This is a genomic window from Pseudomonas sp. BRM28 (assembly GCF_002939405.1).
Taxonomy (GTDB): domain Bacteria; phylum Pseudomonadota; class Gammaproteobacteria; order Pseudomonadales; family Pseudomonadaceae; genus Aquipseudomonas; species Aquipseudomonas palmensis.
The window spans coordinates 4,387,387-4,406,126 of the sequence record NZ_PEFV01000001.1; the positions used below are offsets into that span (position 1 = coordinate 4,387,387).

Annotated in this window: 16 protein-coding genes; 9 read left to right on the plus strand and 7 right to left on the minus strand. The window is 63.6% G+C overall.

The window, feature by feature from the left end; genetic code table 11:
- The 6 genes from CR917_RS20570 to CR917_RS20595 all read right to left on the minus strand — a co-directional run bounded on the left by CR917_RS20570 (position 1) and on the right by CR917_RS20595 (position 7,246).
- Positions 1-876 (minus strand): symmetrical bis(5'-nucleosyl)-tetraphosphatase, encoded by an 876-nt coding sequence (locus CR917_RS20570; protein WP_054915960.1) that lies wholly within the window; start codon positions 874-876, stop codon positions 1-3.
- Positions 876-1,256 carry a Co2+/Mg2+ efflux protein ApaG gene (apaG, locus tag CR917_RS20575; RefSeq protein ID WP_043863754.1) on the minus strand — a complete coding sequence of 127 codons (381 nt, stop codon included), beginning with the start codon at positions 1,254-1,256 and terminating at the stop codon, positions 876-878. The genes CR917_RS20570 and apaG overlap by 1 nt, the downstream gene beginning before the upstream one ends.
- Before the next feature lie 105 nt (positions 1,257-1,361).
- Complete coding sequence (gene rsmA / locus CR917_RS20580) at positions 1,362-2,162, minus strand: 16S rRNA (adenine(1518)-N(6)/adenine(1519)-N(6))-dimethyltransferase RsmA (protein WP_043863755.1); 801 nt, start codon at positions 2,160-2,162, stop codon at positions 1,362-1,364.
- Positions 2,159-3,148: a 4-hydroxythreonine-4-phosphate dehydrogenase PdxA gene (pdxA, locus tag CR917_RS20585; RefSeq protein ID WP_078480892.1), complete on the minus strand. Its 990-nt coding sequence runs from the start codon at positions 3,146-3,148 to the stop codon at positions 2,159-2,161. Before pdxA ends, rsmA begins: the two co-directional genes overlap by 4 nt.
- Positions 3,145-4,461, minus strand: a complete 1,317-nt coding sequence (locus CR917_RS20590; protein ID WP_104572876.1) for a peptidylprolyl isomerase — start codon at positions 4,459-4,461, stop codon at positions 3,145-3,147. The genes pdxA and CR917_RS20590 overlap by 4 nt, the downstream gene beginning before the upstream one ends.
- Complete coding sequence (locus CR917_RS20595) at positions 4,442-7,246, minus strand: LPS-assembly protein LptD (protein ID WP_104572877.1); 2,805 nt, start codon at positions 7,244-7,246, stop codon at positions 4,442-4,444. The genes CR917_RS20590 and CR917_RS20595 overlap by 20 nt, the downstream gene beginning before the upstream one ends.
- 130 nt (positions 7,247-7,376) lie before the next feature.
- On the opposite strand from CR917_RS20595, the gene CR917_RS20600 reads away from it, so the two are divergent.
- The 3 genes from CR917_RS20600 to CR917_RS20610 are packed head-to-tail and all read left to right on the plus strand — an operon-like array spanning position 7,377 to position 9,836.
- Positions 7,377-8,402 (plus strand): aminoglycoside phosphotransferase family protein, encoded by a 1,026-nt coding sequence (locus CR917_RS20600; RefSeq protein ID WP_058541836.1) that lies wholly within the window; start codon positions 7,377-7,379, stop codon positions 8,400-8,402.
- A complete protein-coding gene (gene murU, locus CR917_RS20605; RefSeq protein ID WP_043863760.1) occupies positions 8,399-9,070 on the plus strand; it encodes an N-acetylmuramate alpha-1-phosphate uridylyltransferase MurU in 672 nt (223 codons plus the stop codon). Before CR917_RS20600 ends, murU begins: the two co-directional genes overlap by 4 nt.
- Position 9,071: 1 nt before the next feature.
- Positions 9,072-9,836 carry a TerB family tellurite resistance protein gene (locus tag CR917_RS20610; protein ID WP_043863761.1) on the plus strand — a complete coding sequence of 255 codons (765 nt, stop codon included), beginning with the start codon at positions 9,072-9,074 and terminating at the stop codon, positions 9,834-9,836.
- On the opposite strand, the gene CR917_RS20615 is transcribed toward CR917_RS20610, so the two are convergent.
- On the minus strand, positions 9,833-10,837 hold the full coding sequence (locus CR917_RS20615; protein ID WP_100634759.1) for an alpha/beta hydrolase family protein: 1,005 nt from the start codon (positions 10,835-10,837) through the stop codon (positions 9,833-9,835). The two genes, CR917_RS20610 and CR917_RS20615, sit on opposite strands and share 4 nt — an antisense overlap.
- Before the next feature lie 94 nt (positions 10,838-10,931).
- Between CR917_RS20615 and CR917_RS20620 the strand changes: the two genes are divergently transcribed.
- From CR917_RS20620 to CR917_RS20645, 6 genes are all read left to right on the plus strand, one after another.
- The gene (locus CR917_RS20620) at positions 10,932-13,334 is read left to right on the plus strand and encodes a PAS domain S-box protein (protein WP_104572878.1); all 2,403 of its coding nucleotides are present in this window, start codon (positions 10,932-10,934) and stop codon (positions 13,332-13,334) included.
- Between the two features lie 2 nt (positions 13,335-13,336).
- Complete coding sequence (locus CR917_RS20625; RefSeq protein WP_043863764.1) at positions 13,337-13,966, plus strand: response regulator transcription factor; 630 nt, start codon at positions 13,337-13,339, stop codon at positions 13,964-13,966.
- A 270-nt stretch (positions 13,967-14,236) separates the two neighbouring features.
- Positions 14,237-15,361, plus strand: a complete 1,125-nt coding sequence (locus tag CR917_RS20630) for an ABC transporter ATP-binding protein (protein ID WP_043863765.1) — start codon at positions 14,237-14,239, stop codon at positions 15,359-15,361.
- Positions 15,362-15,401: 40 nt separating this feature from the next.
- The gene (locus tag CR917_RS20635) at positions 15,402-16,433 is read left to right on the plus strand and encodes an ABC transporter substrate-binding protein (RefSeq protein WP_054915954.1); all 1,032 of its coding nucleotides are present in this window, start codon (positions 15,402-15,404) and stop codon (positions 16,431-16,433) included.
- A gap of 65 nt (positions 16,434-16,498) precedes the next feature.
- On the plus strand, positions 16,499-17,746 hold the full coding sequence (locus CR917_RS20640) for an ABC transporter permease (RefSeq protein ID WP_043863767.1): 1,248 nt from the start codon (positions 16,499-16,501) through the stop codon (positions 17,744-17,746).
- Positions 17,747-17,757: 11 nt separating this feature from the next.
- Entirely contained in the window at positions 17,758-18,585 is an 828-nt protein-coding gene (locus tag CR917_RS20645; RefSeq protein WP_043863768.1) for an ABC transporter permease, read from the plus strand.
- The last annotated feature ends 155 nt before the right edge of the window (positions 18,586-18,740 follow it).

The window sequence follows — 18,740 nt, forward strand, 5'->3', positions numbered from 1 at the left end:
TCAGGATTGATCGGCTATTCTAGCCGGTTGCACGGGGCTGGCCAGCGGGCGTACGGTGCCTTCTTCGGTGCACTCGCAGCGGTGGTACTGGCCGGTATCGACATTGAACAGGGTCATCGCACCGCCCCACACGCAGCCGGTATCCAGTGCGTACACGCCTGGCTCGGTGCAGCGGCCCTCGAGGGCTGCCCAGTGTCCAAAGATGATCTTCACGTGACGCGAGCGACGGCCCTTGTGGGCGAACCACGGTTTGTAGCCGGGTGGGGCGGTGTCGGCGCCTTCCTTGCCCTTGAGGTCCAGTTTGCCCTCGGCGGTGCAGAAGCGCATGCGGGTGAAATAATTGGTGATGACCCGCAGGCGTTCGACCCCGCCCAGGTTCTTGCTCCACTTGTTCGGCTCGTTGCCGTACATGCCGTCCAGATAGAGCTTGAGCCGATTGTCATCGCGTAGCACTTCTTCGACCTCGCCAGCCAGCTCCAGCGCCTTGCCCAGGGTCCACTGCGGTGGAATGCCGGCATGCACCATCGCCACGCCGCGCTGCTCGTCGTAATGCAGCAGCTTTTGCCGGCGCAGCCAGTCGAGCAGTTCGTCGGCATCCGGGGCGTCGAGAATCTCGCGCAGGGTGTCGCTTTTCTTCAGGCGCTCGATGTTGTGCCAGGCGGCCAGCAGGTGCAGGTCGTGGTTGCCCAGCACGCACACCAGCGAGTCGCGCATGGCGTACAGATAGCGCAGGGTTTCCAGCGACTCGGGGCCGCGGTTGACCAGGTCGCCGACCAGCCACAGGCGGTCGACCGACGGGTTGAAGTTGACCCGCTCGAGCAGGCATTTGAGCGGTTGCAGGCAGCCCTGGAGATCGCCGACGGCATACACCGCCATCAGTGCAGCGACCCGGGTACGGCCAGGCGGAACGCCTTGATCGGGGCCTCGAAACGGATGCCATCCTCGGCGAACATCTGATAGCTGCCTTCCATGGTGCCCACCTGGGTGCTGAGCACGGCACCACTGCTGTAGGTGTGGCTCTGGCCAGGCTCGATCAGCGGCTGCTGACCGATCACCCCGGCGCCCTTGACCTCTTCCACCTGGCCATCGCCATTGGTGATGAGCCAGTGACGCGACATCAGCTTGGCGGCCACCGAACCGTTGTTGTGCACGGTAATGGTGTAGGCAAAGGCAAAGCGGTCGTTTTCGGGATCGGAATGTTCTTTGAGGAAGCGGGTGACGACGTCGACGTCGACCTGATAGCGGGGATCGGACATTCAAGAGGGCCTTGGCAACAGACGCGAATACGGCAATGGCATCAGTCTAGGCTATCGGCGGGGTTGCCGGCCAGTCATGCGGGCATGACCGGCCGTTATCAGGTGTTACTGCGGCTGTTCGGCCAGCTTGTCGGCCAGGCGCACGAAGGCGGCCAGGTCCAGTTGCTCGGGGCGCAGGCTGCCATCGACACCGGCGGCGGCGATCTCGTCGCTGCTGAGCAGGGCCTTCAAGGTGTTGCGCAGTGTCTTGCGGCGCTGGTTGAACGCTTCGCGCACGATGCGCTCGAGCAGGCGATGGTCCTTTGCCGGGTGCGGCAGGGTGGTGTGGGGCACCAGGCGCACGATGGCCGAATCGACCTTGGGCGGTGGGTTGAACGCCCCCGGGCCGACGTTGAACAGGTGTTCCACGCGGCAGTGGTACTGCACCATGATCGACAGGCGGCCCCAGTCGCCACCGCCCGGGCCGGCGGCCAGGCGCTCGACCACTTCCTTCTGCAGCATGAAGTGCATGTCGCGGATCAGCTCGGCGTTGGCCAGCAGGTGAAAGATCAGTGGGGTGGAGATGTTGTACGGCAGGTTGCCGACCACCCGCAGGCTGCGCGGCGCGGCGCCCAGGCTGGTGAAGTCGAACTTGAGCGCATCGCCCTGGTGCAGGCGGAAGTTGTCACGGCCGGCGAACTGCTGGTTGAGGATCGGTACCAGGTCCTTGTCCAGTTCCACCACATCCAGCTGGCCGCCGCTGTTGAGCAGGCCCTGGGTCAGGGCGCCCTGGCCCGGACCGATTTCCAGCAGGCGCTCACCTGCCTTGGCGCTGATCGAGCGCAGGATGCGGTCGATGACGCCGGCGTCGTGCAGAAAGTTCTGGCCGAAGCGCTTGCGCGCCTTGTGTTGGTATTGCTCGGTCATAAATGGGTCTCGGCCATCTGGTAGGCGGTTTCCAGTGCTACCTGCAGGCTGCCGGTGTCGATCCTGCCGGTGCCGGCAAGGTCCAGGGCGGTGCCGTGGTCCACCGATGTGCGAATGATCGGCAGGCCCAGGGTAACGTTCAAGGCGGCGCCGAAGCCCTTGTACTTGAGCACCGGCAGGCCCTGGTCGTGGTACATCGCCAGCACTGCGTCGCAGTGCTCCAGATATTTGGGGGTAAACAGGGTGTCGGCAGGCAACGGGCCGCGCAGGTCCATGCCTTCGCTGCGCAGGCGCGCCAATGTCGGTTCGATGATGTCTATTTCTTCGCTGCCCAGGTGGCCGCCTTCACCCGCATGCGGGTTGAGCCCGCACACCAGGATGCGTGGCTGGGCGATGCCGAACTTGCTCTGCAGGTCGGCATGCAGGATCCGCGTGACCCGCTCCAGGCGTTCGGCGGTGATGGCGTCGGCCACTGCGCGCAGCGGCAGGTGCGTGGTCACCAGGGCCACGCGCAGCCCGCGGGTGGCAAGCATCATCACCACTTGCGCAGTGTGGGTCAGCTCGGCGAGGAATTCGGTATGCCCGGAAAACGCAATGCCGCTTTCGTTGATCACGCCCTTGTGCACGGGCGCGGTGATCATCCCGGCAAAGTGCCCGTGAAGGCAGCCCTGGCCCGCACGGGTCAGGGTTTGCAGTACGAAGGCGGCGTTGCGTTTGTCCAGCTGCCCGGCGACTACCCGGCTTGCCAGCGGCGTGTCCCACACGTACAGGCTGCCCGCAGGGGCAGGCGCATCCGGGAAGGCGTCGGGGCTGACAGGCAGCAGCGTGACGGCCAAGCCCAGTTGCGCGGCCCGCTCGACGAGCAGGTCACGACTGGTAATGGCGATCAGGGGGTGGGGCTGGGCGTGCTCGGCGAGCAGCAGGCACAGGTCAGGTCCTATGCCGGCCGGCTCGCCGGGTGTCAGGGCGAAGCGCTGGTGTTTCACTGGGCTGCCTGGTCGGCGCCAGGAAGTTTGATTTCAACATAGGCTTCGTCGCGGATCTGACGCAGCCAGCTTTGCAGCTCTTCGTCGTACTTGCGGTTGCGCAGCACGTTCATGGCTTGCTGCTCGCGTGCCTGTTCGGTGCTGTCGGTGGAGCGACGGCCCAGGACTTCCAGTACGTGCCAGCCGTATTGGGTCTGGAACGGCTTGGACAGCTGACCCTGAGGGGTGCTGGCCATGACTTCGCGGAACTCGGGTACCAGTGCGTTCGGATCGACCCAGTTGAGGTCGCCGCCATTGAGCGCTGAACCCGGATCTTCGGAGAAGCTCTTCGCCAGCTCGGCGAAATCTTCGCCGGCGCTGATGCGTTCATAGAGCTTTTCCGCCAGTTGCTGGGTGGCGGCTTCGCTGCGCACTTCGCTTGGCTTGATCAGGATGTGGCGAACATGCACTTCGTCGCGCAGCTGTGTCTGGCCGCCGCGCTTTTCCTGCAGCTTCAGGATGATGAAGCCACCCGGTGTGCGTACAGGCTCGGTGACGTCACCCACAGCCATGGTGCTGAGCAGGCGATCGAAAGGAGGTGGCAGCTGGGCGGCCTTGCGCCAGCCCATCTCGCCACCTTCCAGTGCGTTCTCGCTGGCCGAACGGGCAGTCGCCAGCTGGGCGAAGTCGGCGCCTTGCTTGAGCTGCTGGTAGATCGCGGCCGCTTGCTGGCCAGACGCCTGGATAGCCGCCGAGTTGGCGCTTTCCGGGGTCGGGATCAGGATGTTGGCCAGGCGGAACTCTTCGGACAACTGCATCTTGCCCAGGTCCGAGGCGAGGAAGTTCTTCACTTCCTGTTCCGAAACCTGGATGCGTTCGGCTACCCGGCGCTGGCGCACGCGGCTGATGATCATCTCGCGACGGACCTGCTCGCGGGCGTCATCGAACGACAGGCCGTCATGGGCCAGGGCCGCACGGAACTGGCTCATGTTCATGCCGTTGCGCTGAGCAATGGTGTCCATGGCCTGGTTGAGTTCTTCATCGGTGATGCGGATGCCGGAGCGATCGCCAATCTGCAGTTGCAGGTTTTCCACGATCAGGCGCTCCAGCACCTGCTGGTCGAGCACGCCGGGTGGAGGTGTGGCGCCGCCGCGCTTGGCGATGGTCTGTTCGACCTCGCGCACGCGCTGGTCCAGCTGGCTTTGCATGACCACGTCGTTGTCGACGATGGCCACCACCTTGTCCAGGGTCTGCACCGCGGCGTGCGCGGTGCTGCTCAGTAATACAGCGCCCAGCATCAGCGGGCGCAGACAATCAATAAGCTTGGTCTTCACGTGCACGGTAACCTTGAATGCCTTCGTCGAGGAAAGTTTCGACCTTTTTACCCACTACACCACCGAGGCCTTTCAGCACGATCTGCAGGAAGATCCCATGGTCGCCTTTTTCGTTGGAGGGTGCGTCCTGGCTGAACTCGTCGTAATCGACCCAGTAGCGGTTGATCAGACGCAGCTTCCAGCAGCAGTTGTCATATTCGAAACCGCCCATGGCTTCCAGGGTGCGGTTGCGGTTGTAGTCGTGCTGCCAGCGGGCGATTGCGGTCCACTGCGGAACGATCGGCCACATGACGGAGAAGTCATGCTGCTGGATCTTGTAGTAGTCCTTGACGTAGCCCGGTTGGCCTGGGGTGCCGTAGTCGCCACCACCCACCTGCCATTGGCCGGTGCTCTGGTTGTAACGCACTGTGTCGTTACGATAGCGATAACCCAGGTTGACGATCTTGTTGACATTGTCTTCCGGCTGGTAGTGGAACATGGTGCTGCCGGAGCGTGTGCTGTGGCTGTCCGGGTCCCAGTTGAAGTCGGATCTCAAGCTCCAGTCCCGGTTAAAGCGATACTCGTGTTCCAGCGCGTAGGGCGAAACATTGGCTTGCGCGTCATCACGGTTTTTATAGTAGATGCCAGGCAACTGAACCTTGCGGTCCTTGAAGTACATAGCTTGACCAATGCTGAAGCGCATACGTTCAAAGCCGTTTTCTTCAATCCAGCGGTTTGTTACGCCCAGCGACAACTTGTTCTCGTCGCCGATGCGGTCTGAACCACTGAAGCGATTGTCACGGAACAGGGATGAGTAGCTGAACGTGCTTTCGCTGGTATCAAATACCGGGATGTCGTTCTGATCCCTGTATGGCACGTTCAGGTAGAACAGACGTGGTTCCAGAGACTGACGGTAGTTGTTGCCGAACCACTGGGTATCACGGTCGAAATACAGGCCGCTGTCGACACTGAAGATCGGTACGTTACGACTTTGTGAGCTGCTGAACGACTCTCGAGTGTTCGAGTTCAAGTTCTGGTTACTAGCCAGAAAGTCTTTGCCTTGCTGGTCTAGATCAAGGTCGTATCGGGTATAGGCATACTTAACGGACGGCTTGATAAAGCCATAACTCCATTCCATCGGAAGGCTGACCTCAGGTACGGCGTTGATTCGATTGCCGTTGGAGCGAGCCAAGCCCCTGACTCGTTCGTCATAACGAAGTTCTGGGTTACCATTTTTATCAATGAAATTGCCGTTACGTAGATCACGCTCGAAGCGTACGAACTCGGTCTTGTAGGCGAAGTCCAGACCCCCAGGGTTGTACGGCAGCTTGCCGTTGAACGTAACCTGCGGCAGGCGCCCGTAAGGAGTGATCTTGCTGATGGTCGCCAGCTTGTAGTCCTGCACATTCAACCGCGCAGTGTAATCGTCGCCTCGATAGGTCAACGCACCTTGCTGGTTGATGTAGTCCTGGCTCTGTACGCCGATCTGATCCGATTCCAGATCCTGGAAATAGTACGGATCGCTGATGTCGGTGTAATCGACTTCGGTCATCAGGCGCTCGTCCAGGCCACCCTTGTGCTGCCAGTTGATCAGCCAGCGCTTTTCTTTGTAGTCGGACTGGCGCTTGCGCTCGTCCTCCTCGTCATTCAGCCACGCACCACCGAACTGCCCTTCGCTGGACTTGGTCAGGTAGCGGAACTCGCCTTCCATCAACAGGCCGCGCTTGGCCATGTAGCGTGGATACAAGGTGGCGTCGTAGTTCGGTGCCAGGTTGAAGTAGTACGGCGTGACCAGCATGAAGCCGGTGTCGCTGCTGGTACTGAACGATGGCGGCAGGAAGCCGGACTGGCGACGGTCATCGATCGGGAAGTAGATGTACGGGGTGTAGAACACCGGTACATCCTTGACCCGCAGGGTGACGTTGGTCGCGGTACCGAAACCGGTGGCCGGGTTCAGCGTGATGTTGTTGCCCTTGAGCTGCCAGGCGTTGCTGTTCGGCTCGCAGGTGGTGTAGGTACCGTCCTTGAGGCGAATGATCGCGTTTTCGGCACGCTTGGCGTACAGCGCGTTACCGCGGATACGCGACTTGTGCATCACGTACTCGGCGTTGTCGACCTTGGCTTCACCGGTGTCGAGCTGGATGTCGGCGTGATCGCCAACCACCAGCGAACCGTTGTCGCGGATCTTGACGTTGCCGCTCAGTTCGCCACGGTTCTCGGCCTGATACAGATTGGCCTCGTCGGCCTCGACCTGCATGCTGCCCTGGCGCATCACCACGTCACCGGCGAGGGTGGCGATCTGCTGCTCCTGCTGGTAGCGCGATACCTTGGCACCGATGAAGGTCGGCGACTCGTCCTTGGGCGTGGTGTCATCCATGCCAGGACGGGTTGGCTCGATGTAGGCCCCGGAGCAATACGGGCCGGCTTCGGCGAGCTGGGCAGGGGTCAGCTGATCGCGTGGTACCCAGTCCAGATGGCTGTAGTCGGCGCTGCGTGCCTTCAGGCCGCGCCCCTTGGTTTCGGTGACGAGTGCTGGGCCCTTGCCCGCCGCTTCGGCACTGCCGTCGGCGCTCTGGGCAGGCGTTTCGCCGGTCGAGCTGACCGCCGCACCGTCATGCACAGGGCGTGGTGGCAGGTTCGCGGTGCTGGTCTTGGGCTTGCAGTCCCAACCTCCGGCAGCGGAAACTTGGCAGTCGAACTGCTCGGCAGCCACCACGTACGACGTGGCCAGGGGTTGCATCGCCAGCAGACCGCCGGTGACGAGCAACGGGAATTTTTTACGAAACGCGGGGGATTTCAATGCCATCTTATTAGTCCGGGCTTCCTGCGTGCCATCTGCCCGCGTGTGGGGCCGCACGCCTCTCGATGGTCTGAAAAAGATGCTGGATAATAAAGCATGACCCGCTTGACGGCTAGGGCCGTCGGAGACCCATGTAATGCCCGAACATGATGTACGCCTGCAACACCTGAATGTATGGCTGGCCGAACAGCTGGCAAATCTTTTCCATAAACAGGGCTGGGGTCCGGTTCCAGCGGGCTGCCTGACCGCTGCCAGCAGCGACGCGAGCTTTCGCCGCTACTTCCGCTGGGCCGCCGAAGGACGCAGTTTTATTGTGATGGATGCCCCGCCGCCGCAGGAAAACTGCCGGCCTTTTGTGGAAATTGCTCATTTATTGGCCAGCGCCGAGGTCAATGTGCCGCAAATTCACGCTCAGGATCTCGAGCGCGGCTTCCTGCTGCTGAGTGATCTGGGCAACCACACCTACCTCGATGTGATCACCAGCGACAACGCCGATGGCCTGTTCGACGATGCCATCCAGGCGCTGCTGGCCTTCCAGCAACTGCCGATGCAGGCGCCGTTGCCCAGTTATGACGTGGCCCTGCTGCGCCGTGAGCTGGAGCTGTTCCCAGAGTGGTACGTGGGCCGTGAACTGGGCCTGCAGATGAATAATGAGCAGCAGGCGGCCTGGCAACGCATCAGCACCCTGCTGATCGACAGCGCCCTGGCCCAGCCCAAGGTGCTGGTGCACCGTGACTATATGCCGCGCAACCTGATGCAGAGTGTGCCCAACCCGGGCGTGCTGGATTTCCAGGATGCGGTGTACGGCCCGGTGACCTACGACATCACCTGTCTGTTCAAGGACGCCTTCCTCAGTTGGCCGCAGGCACGGGTGGAGGGCTGGCTCAAGGACTACTGGCAGCGGGCGCAGGCTCTGGGCGTACCGGTGCAGGCCGATTTCGAGGACTTCCAGCGTGCCAGCGACCTGATGGGCGTGCAGCGCCACCTCAAGGTGATCGGCATCTTCGCGCGCATCTGCCACCGTGACGGCAAGCCGCGCTACCTGGCCGATGTGCCGCGGTTCTTTGCTTATATAGATGAAGTGATCGCCCGCCGCCCTGAGCTGGCCGAGCTGGACGAACTGATCGACAGCCTGCAGGCCGCAGGCGGGGCGCGCGCATGAAGGCGATGATTCTGGCCGCAGGCAAGGGCGAGCGCATGCGCCCGCTGACCCTGCATACACCCAAGCCACTGGTGCCGGTGGCCGGCGTGCCGTTGATCGAGTATCACCTGCGCGCCCTGGCGAGGGCGGGCTTCACCGAGGTGGTGATCAATCATGCCTGGCTGGGGCAGCAGATCGAAGAGCACCTGGGCGATGGCGCGCAACTGGGCCTGAGCATCCGCTATTCCGCCGAAGGCGAACCACTGGAAACCGGTGGCGGGATCTACAAGGCGCTGCCGCTGCTTGGCGACGCGCCTTTTGCGCTGATCAACGGCGACATCTGGACCGAGTACGACTTCAGCCGTCTGCCTGCGTCGCTGTCCGGGCTGGCGCACCTGGTGCTGGTGGACAACCCGGGCCATCACGGCAAAGGTGACTTCCGCCTGCAGGCCGGGCAGGTCAAGGATGCCGACGCGGTTTCGCCGACCTTGACCTACAGCGGGATCGCCGTGCTGCACCCGGAACTGTTCGACGGTTGCCAGGCCGGCGCCTTCAAGCTGGCACCGCTGTTTCGCCAGGCGATGGCCAAGGGCCTGGTCAGTGGGGAGCATTTCACTGGCCAGTGGGTGGATGTCGGTACCCTCGAACGCCTTGCCGAAGTCGAGCGCCTGCTCGCCGAGCGCCGCTGACATGTTGTGGCCGAGCACAGTGATTGGTGCCGGAGCGGGTTTTGCCATCGCCAGCATTCCAGGGGCGTTGCTGGGGGCATTGCTCGGTCAGGCGATGGACCGCCGTCTGCAACTGCACAGTTGGGCGCACCTGCGCGAGCGTCTGGGCGGGCGCGCGGTGCTGCGCGACGACGAAGTGCTGTTCGTGCTGCTTGGGCGCCTGGCCAAGAGTGAAGGGCGGGTGGTCGACGGACATATCCAGCAGGCGCGTCAGGAAATGCAGCGCCTGGAGATGAGCGAACCGGCACGTCTGCGCGCGATTGCCGCATTCAACCGGGGCAAGAGCGGCAGCGAGCGCCTGCACCCGCACCTGCGTCGCCTCAAGCAGCAACCCCATGCTGCCGAAGGCTTGCTGCGTGCCTGCTGGCGCATGGTCTGGGCCGATGGCCGGGTAGGGCGTCACGAGCGCGAACTGCTGATGCAGTGGGGGCAGCAGTTGGGTTGGTCGACGACCCGGGTGCAGGCACTGGCCAGCGACTACGAGCCGCACCGGGCGGCCCTGGGCAATCAGGGCATCAGCTATCCCGAGGCCCTGCGCTTGCTGGGGGTGTTACCCGAGACCGAGCCTGTACAGGTCAAGCAGGCCTACCGGCGCCTGCTCAGCCGGCATCATCCGGACAAACTGGTGGGTAGCGGCGCGAGCCCGGCGCAGGTGCGCGATGCCACCGAGCGTACCCGTGACCTGCATCAGGCCTACGCTGTGGTACGCAAGCGGCGCGGCTTCTAGTCGACCGCTTGCGGGCTCAGCCAGCCGCGAATGCGGCGGAACAGTTGCTCCTGCTCGGCAGCCTGGTTGCCGGGCATGGCCGTCAGGGCGACCTGGTGGTAGCTGCTGTCCTTGAGTCGCTTGCTGGCCTGCAGGCGGTTCACGGCCGCCTGCCTGGCGCCGGCCTGGTTGGCATAGTAGAAGTCGGCGGTCGGCAGCTTGAGCGTGGCGGCCAGGCTGTCGAGGCTGTGTTCGACGCGGGCCGGGTTCTGCGCAGCGACCATCACCAGCTTTTGCACCTGCGGCGGTTGCCGTTCGCTGATGTAACGGGCTGACCAGTAGGCACCGCTGCCGCTGCCCAGCAGCACCACACTGCGTGCGTTCTGCTGCTGTGCGTAGGCGACGGCGGCATCCAGGCGGGCGAAGATACGCTCGGCGTCGGCCTTTTCACTGGCCGCCGGATCGGTACTGGCGGGCGCCTCGGCGCTTTCGCTGTTTTCGGTTTCTGCTGCGGTGGCCTGGGCGATGTTGGCATTGGCATCGGCCGGCGTGGCCTTGGCCGGTGCGCCCTTCACGTCCTTGTCCGGTTGCGGGGGCGGTGCCGGGGTTTCCTTGCGGGCCACCGGGCTCTCGGCCAGCAGATCCGGCAGACTCAGGCTCAGACTGGCCCATTTTGCATCGGGGAACTTGCGCCGCAGGGGGCCGACGGTGCGTGGCCAGTCGGCGCTCTCGCCGGCACCCGGGACGATGATCACCACGCCTTCGGGTGCCGGGGTGTTGGCAGGTTTCCACAGGGCCAGGAAGCTGTCGCTGCCGGCCTGCAGGGTTTGCTGCTCGTCCTTGGGCAATTGCCGCTCCAGGGCCTGGGCGTCTTCCTGGCTGCGCTCGGACAGCGCCTGGCGCGTGGCCGGCGCGGCATCGGCGTCGGCGGCCGGCGTTTCCTGCGCCAGAACTTGTGCGGTACAAGGTAGTATCAAGGACAGGCATAGCGCCGAAAGCGCCGTGCGTTTGAGTACGAACATTGATCGATCCAGGCCAGAGTGATACCGGCAGCCTAATGGTATTTGTCGACGACGGCCATGTTCGATGGCGGTCCCTTCATTGACGAGATTCAAGATGATGCGTTTGCGCTGCCTGTTGTTTATCGGCTGCTTGTGCTGGCCCTTTATGGCGAACGCGGAGCAGGCATCCGTACCGGCTGCGGTACGCCTGGACCCGGCGCAACAGCAATGGCTCGACCAGCACCGCAGCTTGCGGGTGGGCCTGGTGTTGCAGGCTCCGTTCGCGCAGTTCGACCGGCGCCTGCAGCAGCTGTCGGGTGTCAACGTCGAGCTGATGAACTGGCTGGGCAGGGCATTGGACCTGGACCTGACGTGGCGCAACTTCCCCGACCAGGCCGCGCTCGAGCATGCCCTGGCCGGCGGCGAGATCGACCTGGCGCCAGGGCTGACCCAGACCCCGGCCAGCCTGCGTCGCTGGTTGTTCAGCGACCCCTACATGCGCGTACCGCAGTTGATCGTGGGCCCGCGCAACGGCTCGATGGCAGTGGACCTGGAGCGGCTCGCCGAAAACGAGCGGGTGGCAGTGCGCATGCCCAGTTCACTGGCCGACTATCTGCGCGCGACCTATTCCAACCTGAATCTTCAAGGCGTGCCGGCCGAGCGCCAGGCCTTGCAGCTGTTGCTCAGCGAGCAGGTGCGCTACGCGGTGCTGGATGAAGCGCAGTTGAGCCGGTTGTCGCGCGAGAACGAATTCAGCGATCTGGTGGTGGTGGGCGACATCGGTTTGCCGCAGTTGCTGCGGGTGGGCTCACGGCGTGACTGGCCGATGCTGGCCGACATCATCGAGGTCGGCCTGCAGGCCATCCCGGCCAAGGACCTGGAGCAACTGCACAACCGCTGGCTGCAACCCCGCTACCCGCGCCTGAGCGAGTCACCGGGGTTCTGGCAGAACCTGGCGTTGCTGTTCGCGGCGCTGTTCTTCAGTTGCGTCTTCATCGTGATCTGGCAGCGGCGCCAGCAACAGCAGTTGGAACTTAATCTGCTGGCTGCGCGGGAAAACATCGCCAAGCGCCTGGCCCGCGAAGAGGCGCTGCGCCTGAGCCAGTTCTCCCTCGACCAGAGCACCGTGGGCATCCTGTGGGTGCATTGGGACAGCCATGTGCGCTACGCCAACCGCGCGGTCGAAAGCATGCTCGGCTATACCTCGGGGGCGCTGAACGATCGCCCGCTGATCGATATCGAGCCCAACCTGCACATGGACCGCTGGCTGGACCTGTGGAAGCGCGCACGGGCCAGCGACGAGGCGGCGCAGCGCTTCGAGACCCAGTGCCTGCGCGCCGATGGCAGCCTGGTACCGGTGGATGTGTCGTTGAGCTTCTTGCGCTTTCGCGATGCCGAATACCTGGTGGTGTTCATCAATGACGTCACCGAGCGCCGCCGTGCCCTGGCGGCGCTGCGCGAGAGCGAGGCGCGGCTCAAGGGCATTGCCGGCAACGTGCCGGGGCTGGTGTTCCGGCTGGAACGCAACCCGGCGATCGGCGACCTGGAGTTCCCCTATATCAGCGAAGGCAGCGAGGCCCTGGTCGGCTACTCGCCCATCGAACTGCAGCACCCGGACATGGGCTTGCGCAACCTGGTGCACAGCGAAGACCGCGCCGACTATCACCGCGTGCAGGACCAGGCGCTGGCCACCGACCAGGACTGGTCGTGGCAGGGCCGCATCGTCACGCGCCAGGGTGAGCAGCGCTGGGCCGACATCAAGGCCAGTACCCGCAATCTGCGCGACGGCCGCGTGGTGTGGGACGGGGTGGTATGGGACATCAGCCAGAGCAAGCGCGCCGAGCTGGAACTGGCGCGCTCCCAGGAGCAGCTGCGCGAACTGTCGGCGCACCTGGAGAGCGTACGCGAGGAAGAGAAAGCGCGGATCGCCCGCGAGGTGCATGATGAGCTCGGGCAGATGCTGACCGTGCTCAAGCTGGAAACCTCGATGTGCGAGCTGGCCTATGCCGGGCTGGACCCGGGCCTGAACGAGCGCCTGGGCAGCATGAAGCGCCTGATCGCGCAGCTGTTCCAGCTGGTGCGCGACGTCGCCACGGCCTTGCGCCCGCCGATTCTGGATGCCGGCATTGCCTCGGCCATCGAGTGGCAGGCCCGACGTTTCGAGGCCCGCACGCAGATCCCGTGCCTGGTCGAGGTACCGGACAACCTGCCGCCGCTCAGCGACGCCAAGGCCACCAGCCTGTTCCGCATTCTGCAGGAGGCCCTGACCAACGTCATGCGCCACGCCCACGCGCATACTGTGCAGATCAACCTGGGCCTGGACGGTGCGATGCTGTGCCTGACCATCAGCGACGACGGCGTGGGTTTCGTGCAGAGTGACCAGCGCCCGACCTCGTTCGGCCTGGTGGGCATGCGCGAGCGCGTGCTGATGCTGGGCGGCAGCATGCGCCTGGACAGCGAGCCGGGCGAGGGCACCACGTTGAGCGTACGCATCCCCCTGAACAACGACAGGAGCTGACAGTGATTCGAGTATTGGTTGCCGAAGACCACACCATCGTGCGCGAGGGCATCAAGCAGTTGATCGGCCTGGCCAAGGACATGCAGGTGGTGGGCGAGGCCGGCAATGGCGAGCAGTTGCTCGAAGCCTTGCGCCACACCGAATGCGAGGTGGTGTTGCTGGATATCTCGATGCCGGGGGTGAACGGGCTGGAGGCGATACCGCGAATTCGCGCGTTGAGCGCGCCGCCGGCGATCCTGGTGCTGTCGATGCATGACGAAGCGCAGATGGCGGCGCGGGCGCTGAAGATCGGCGCGGCGGGGTACGCGACCAAGGACAGTGATCCGGCGCTGCTGCTGACCGCGATTCGCCGGGTGGCGGGGGGCGGGCGCTACATCGATCCGGACCTGGCCGACCGCATGGTGTTCGAGGTGGGGCTGACGGATTCGCGCCCCCTGCACTCGATGCTGTCGGAGCGCGAGTTCTCGGTGTTCGAACGGTTGGCCCAGGGGGCGAACGTCAACGACATTGCCCAGCAGCTGGCGCTGAGCAACAAGACCATCAGCACCCACAAGGCGCGCCTGATGCAGAAGCTGAATGTGACTTCGCTGGCGGAGCTGGTGAAGTATGCGATGGAGCACAAGCTGGTGTGAGTGTTCCAAAAACGACATCGGGTTGATCCCTTCGCTGGCAAGCCAGCCGCCACAGGTTCGGCGTGTACCGACAAACCTTGTGGGGGCTGGCTTGCCAGCGAAGGGGGCAGCACGGCTATCAACGTGTCTGAAAACGCCACCCTTGTAGGGCAATCCCTACCCGCAAGTTTCCATCCGGCTGATGGCATTCTCTCAGCACCCCCGATTTGCGCCACCTTCTGCCTTCTCTAGTCTTGGGTCACAGCAGTCATCCAACAAGAAGGTGCAGGTATGAGTGAGGTGAATTCGAACGCTGCAACCGGCGAAGTGCTGGTCAGCTTCCGTGGTGTGCAGAAGAGCTACGACGGCGAGTCGCTGATCGTCAAAGACCTGAATCTGGATATTCGCAAAGGCGAGTTCCTGACCCTGCTCGGCCCCTCGGGCTCGGGCAAGACCACCAGCCTGATGATGCTGGCAGGGTTCGAAACCCCTACCGCCGGCGAGATCCTGCTGGACGGGCGTTCGATCAACAACGTGCCGCCGCACAAGCGCGACATCGGCATGGTGTTCCAGAACTATGCGTTGTTCCCGCACATGACCGTGGCCGAGAACCTGGCCTTCCCGCTGAGCGTGCGCAACCTGAGCAAGACCGACATCAGCGAGCGGGTCAAGCGCGTGCTGAACATGGTGCAGCTCGAAACCTTCGCCCAGCGCTACCCCGGCCAGCTTTCCGGCGGCCAGCAGCAGCGTGTTGCGCTGGCTCGCGCCCTGGTGTTCGAACCGCAACTGGTACTGATGGACGAACCACTCGGCGCCCTCGACAAGCAGCTGCGCGAACACATGCAGATGGAAATCAAGCACCTGCACCAGCGTCTGGGCGTGACCGTGGTCTACGTGACCCACGACCAGGGCGAAGCGCTGACCATGTCCGACCGCGTGGCCGTGTTCCACCAGGGCGAGATCCAGCAGATCGCCGACCCGCGCACCCTGTATGAAGAGCCGAAGAATACCTTCGTGGCCAACTTCATCGGCGAGAACAACCGTATCAACGGGCGTCTGCTCAGCCAGACCGGCGATCGCTGCCTGGTGGCGCTGCCCCGTGGCGAGAAGGTCGAGGCACTGGCCGTCAACGTCGGCCAGCCGGGCGAGCCGGTCACCCTGTCGATCCGTCCGGAGCGCGTGCGCCTGAACGGTCACAGTGAAAGCTGCGTCAACCGCTTCTCTGGGCGGGTGGCCGAATTCATCTACCTGGGCGACCACGTGCGGGTGCGTCTGGAAGTGTGCGGCAAGGCGGACTTCTTTGTGAAGCAACCCATCGCCGAGCTCGACCCGGCCCTGGCCGTGGGCGATGTGGTGCCACTGGGCTGGGAGGTCGAGCACGGTCGCGCACTCGATCCTATTCTGGAAGCCCAGTGAGGATCGCCTCACCCATCCCAGCAACGCGGAGAGAACAATAATGAACAAACACTTGAAGCTGACCGCTCTGACCCTGGGCCTGTTCGCAGCAAGCCAGGCCATCGCCGCCGACCTGACCGTGGTCGCATTCGGGGGGGCCAACAAGGCCGCCCAGGTCAAGGCGTTCTACGAGCCGTGGGAAAAGGCCGGCAACGGCAAGATCATCCCCGCCGACTACAACGGTGAAATGGCCAAGGTCAAGGCCATGGTCGACACCAAGAGCGTGAGCTGGAACCTGGTGGAAGTGGAGTCGCCGGAACTGGCCCGCGGTTGTGACGAAGGCATGTTCGAGCAGCTCGACCCGGCCCTGTTCGGCGATGAGTCCGACTATGTGGCCGGCGCCATCCAGCCGTGTGGCGTGGGCTTCTTCGTGTGGTCGACCGTCATGGCCTACAACGCCGACAAACTCAAGACTGCGCCCACCAGCTGGGCGGATTTCTGGGATACCCAGAAATTCCCGGGCAAGCGCGGCCTGCGCAAGGGTGCCAAGTACACCCTGGAATTCGCGCTGATGGCCGACGGTGTGGCACCTAAAGACGTCTACAAGGTGCTGGGCACCAAGGAAGGCCAGGACCGCGCCTTCAAGAAGCTCGACGCCCTCAAGCCAAACATCCAGTGGTGGGAAGCAGGTGCACAGCCGCCGCAGTACCTGGCCTCGGGCGACGTGGTGATGAGCTCGGCCTACAACGGTCGCATCGCTGCGGTGCAGAAGGAAAGCAACCTGAAGGTGGTATGGAACGGCGGTATCTACGACTTCGATGCCTGGGCCATTCCGAAGGGCGCGAAAAACCTCGAGGACGCCAAGAAGTTCATCGCCTTCTCGATCCAGCCCGAGCAGCAGAAGGTGTTCTCCTCGAACATCGCCTACGGTCCGGCCAACAGCAAGGCCGTGGCGTTGCTGACGGATGAGGTCAAGAAGGACATGCCGACCACGCCGGAGAACATCGCCAATCAGGTGCAGATCGACGTGGTGTTCTGGGCTGACAACAGCGAGCAGCTGGAACAACGCTTCAACGCCTGGGCGGCCAAGTAAGCCGTGCCAATGGGGCGTCGGCATCGTGCTGACGCCTCTTGTTTCCAAGATTTTCGGAGTTCGCTATGGCCATCGCAGTGCCCCTGAACGAAGGCGCAGGTTCCAACCTCAAGAAGCGCCTGGCGCGTGCTGAACGCGTCAACCGCTGGAAGGCAAAAGCATTGATCGCACCGCTGGCAGTGTTTCTGCTGCTGGTTTTCATCGTGCCGATCGCCGCGCTGCTGTACAAGAGCGTCGGCAACCCCGAGGTGGTTGGCGGCTTGCCGCGCACCGTCGCCGCGGTGGCTGAATGGGACGGCAAGAGCCTGCCTGGCGAGGACGTGTACAAGGCCCTCAGCGAAGACCTCGCCGAATCGCGCAAGAACCAGACCCTGGGCGATGTTTCCAAGCGTCTGAACATGGAGCTGGCCGGCTACCGCAGCCTGCTGGCCAAGACTGCCCGGGCCCTGCCGTTCAAGACCGAGCCGCAATCCTACAAGGATGCGTTGCAGGAGCTGGACGAGCGTTGGGGCGACCCGGCCTACTGGCAGGCGATCCGCCGCAACACCAGCAGCGTGACGCCGTTCTACCTGCTGGCCTCGGTGGACCACCGTATCGATGACCTGGGCGAGCTGGCGCCGACCACCCCGGACCAGGCCATCTACCTCGACATCTTTGCCCGCACCCTGTGGATGGGCCTGGTGATCACCGTCATCTGCCTGGCGTTGGCGTACCCGCTGGCCTACCTGCTGGCCAACCTGCCGACCCGGCAGAGCAACCTGCTGATGATCCTGGTGTTGCTGCCGTTCTGGACCTCGATCCTGGTGCGGGTGGCGGCGTGGATCGTGCTGCTCCAGTCCGGGGGGCTGATCAACAGCGGCCTGATGGCGCTGGGGCTGATCGACAAGCCGATGGAACTGGTGTTCAACCGTACCGGCGTCTACATCTCGATGGTCCACATTCTGCTGCCGTTCATGATTTTGCCGATCTACAGCGTGATGAAGGGCATTTCCCCGACCTACATGCGTGCGGCGATCTCCCTGGGTTGCCATCCGTTCGCCAGCTTCTGGCGGGTGTACCTGCCGCAGACCTATGCCGGCGTCGGCGCAGGTTGCCTGCTGGTGTTCATCCTGGCGATCGGCTACTACATCACCCCGGCACTGCTGGGCAGCCCGAACGACCAGATGGTCAGCTACTTTGTCGCCTTCTACACCAACACCAGCATCAACTGGGGCATGGCCACCGCGCTGGGCGGGTTGCTGTTGCTGGCCACCGTGCTGTTGTACCTGATCTATAGCTGGCTGGTTGGCGCAAGCCGCCTGCGTCTGAGCTGAGGAGCGTTGTCATGCTGAGCCCTTACATGTCGCCCGTCGAACGGGTCTGGTACTACAGTTTGCGCATCCTTTGCGGGCTGGTGCTGCTGTTCCTGGTGTTGCCGGTACTGGTGATCATCCCGTTGTCGTTCAACTCGGGGAGCTTCCTGGTGTATCCGCTGCAAGGCTTCTCGCTGCAGTGGTACCAAGACTTCTTCGGTTCGGCCGAGTGGATGCGCGCCCTCAAGAACAGCATCATCGTGGCCCCGGCGGCGACGCTGCTGGCGATGGTGTTCGGCACCCTGGCCTCGATCGGCCTGACCCGTGGCGACTTCCCCGGCAAATCGCTGGTGATGGCGCTGGTGATCTCGCCGATGGTAGTACCGGTGGTGATCATCGGTGTGGCCAGCTACCTGTTCTTCGCCCCGCTGGGCCTGGGCAACAGCTTCACCTCGCTGATTCTGGTGCATGCGGTGCTGGGTGTACCGTTCGTGATCATCACGGTGTCGGCCACCCTGCAAGGCTTCAACCACAACCTGGTACGGGCTGCGGCCAGCCTGGGCGCCTCGCCGGTCACCACGTTCCGCCGGGTGACCCTGCCGCTGATCGCCCCGGGTGTGATCTCGGGGGCCCTGTTCGCCTTCGCGACATCGTTCGACGAGGTGGTGGTGACGCTGTTCCTCGCCGGGCCGGAGCAGGCCACGCTGCCACGCCAGATGTTCAGCGGTATCCGCGAGAACCTGAGCCCGACCATTGCTGCAGCGGCGACCTTGCTGATCGCGTTCTCGGTGGTGCTGTTGCTGACCCTGGAATGGCTGCGCGGGCGTGGCGAGAAGCTGCGTACCCAACAGCCGGGCTGAAACAGATGACCCTTCGCCGGCAGGGCTGGCTCCTGTAGGAGCCGGCCTTGCCGGCGAAGTGGGCACCACCGATCCTGATCCAGGCTTGATGCCAGTCAGCCCCTGACGGTTTGCCTGAGGTACAATGCGCGCCACCGTGATTCTGCCCAACAGGT

What these genes read in the sequence shown, in the direction of transcription:
- rsmA (WP_043863755.1), bottom strand. Translation starts at nt 2,162, where the DNA reads ATGACCGAGCAATACCAACACAAGGCGCGCAAGCGCTTCGGCCAGAAC.
- CR917_RS20640 (WP_043863767.1), top strand. Translation starts at nt 16,499, where the DNA reads ATGGCCATCGCAGTGCCCCTGAACGAAGGCGCAGGTTCCAACCTCAAG.
- CR917_RS20600 (WP_058541836.1), top strand. Translation starts at nt 7,377, where the DNA reads ATGCCCGAACATGATGTACGCCTGCAACACCTGAATGTATGGCTGGCC.
- CR917_RS20615 (WP_100634759.1), bottom strand. Translation starts at nt 10,837, where the DNA reads ATGTTCGTACTCAAACGCACGGCGCTTTCGGCGCTATGCCTGTCCTTG.
- CR917_RS20635 (WP_054915954.1), top strand. Translation starts at nt 15,402, where the DNA reads ATGAACAAACACTTGAAGCTGACCGCTCTGACCCTGGGCCTGTTCGCA.
- apaG (WP_043863754.1), bottom strand. Translation starts at nt 1,256, where the DNA reads ATGTCCGATCCCCGCTATCAGGTCGACGTCGACGTCGTCACCCGCTTC.
- CR917_RS20610 (WP_043863761.1), top strand. Translation starts at nt 9,072, where the DNA reads ATGTTGTGGCCGAGCACAGTGATTGGTGCCGGAGCGGGTTTTGCCATC.
- CR917_RS20570 (WP_054915960.1), bottom strand. Translation starts at nt 876, where the DNA reads ATGGCGGTGTATGCCGTCGGCGATCTCCAGGGCTGCCTGCAACCGCTC.
- CR917_RS20620 (WP_104572878.1), top strand. Translation starts at nt 10,932, where the DNA reads ATGATGCGTTTGCGCTGCCTGTTGTTTATCGGCTGCTTGTGCTGGCCC.
- CR917_RS20595 (WP_104572877.1), bottom strand. Translation starts at nt 7,246, where the DNA reads ATGGCATTGAAATCCCCCGCGTTTCGTAAAAAATTCCCGTTGCTCGTC.
- murU (WP_043863760.1), top strand. Translation starts at nt 8,399, where the DNA reads ATGAAGGCGATGATTCTGGCCGCAGGCAAGGGCGAGCGCATGCGCCCG.
- CR917_RS20645 (WP_043863768.1), top strand. Translation starts at nt 17,758, where the DNA reads ATGCTGAGCCCTTACATGTCGCCCGTCGAACGGGTCTGGTACTACAGT.
- CR917_RS20630 (WP_043863765.1), top strand. Translation starts at nt 14,237, where the DNA reads ATGAGTGAGGTGAATTCGAACGCTGCAACCGGCGAAGTGCTGGTCAGC.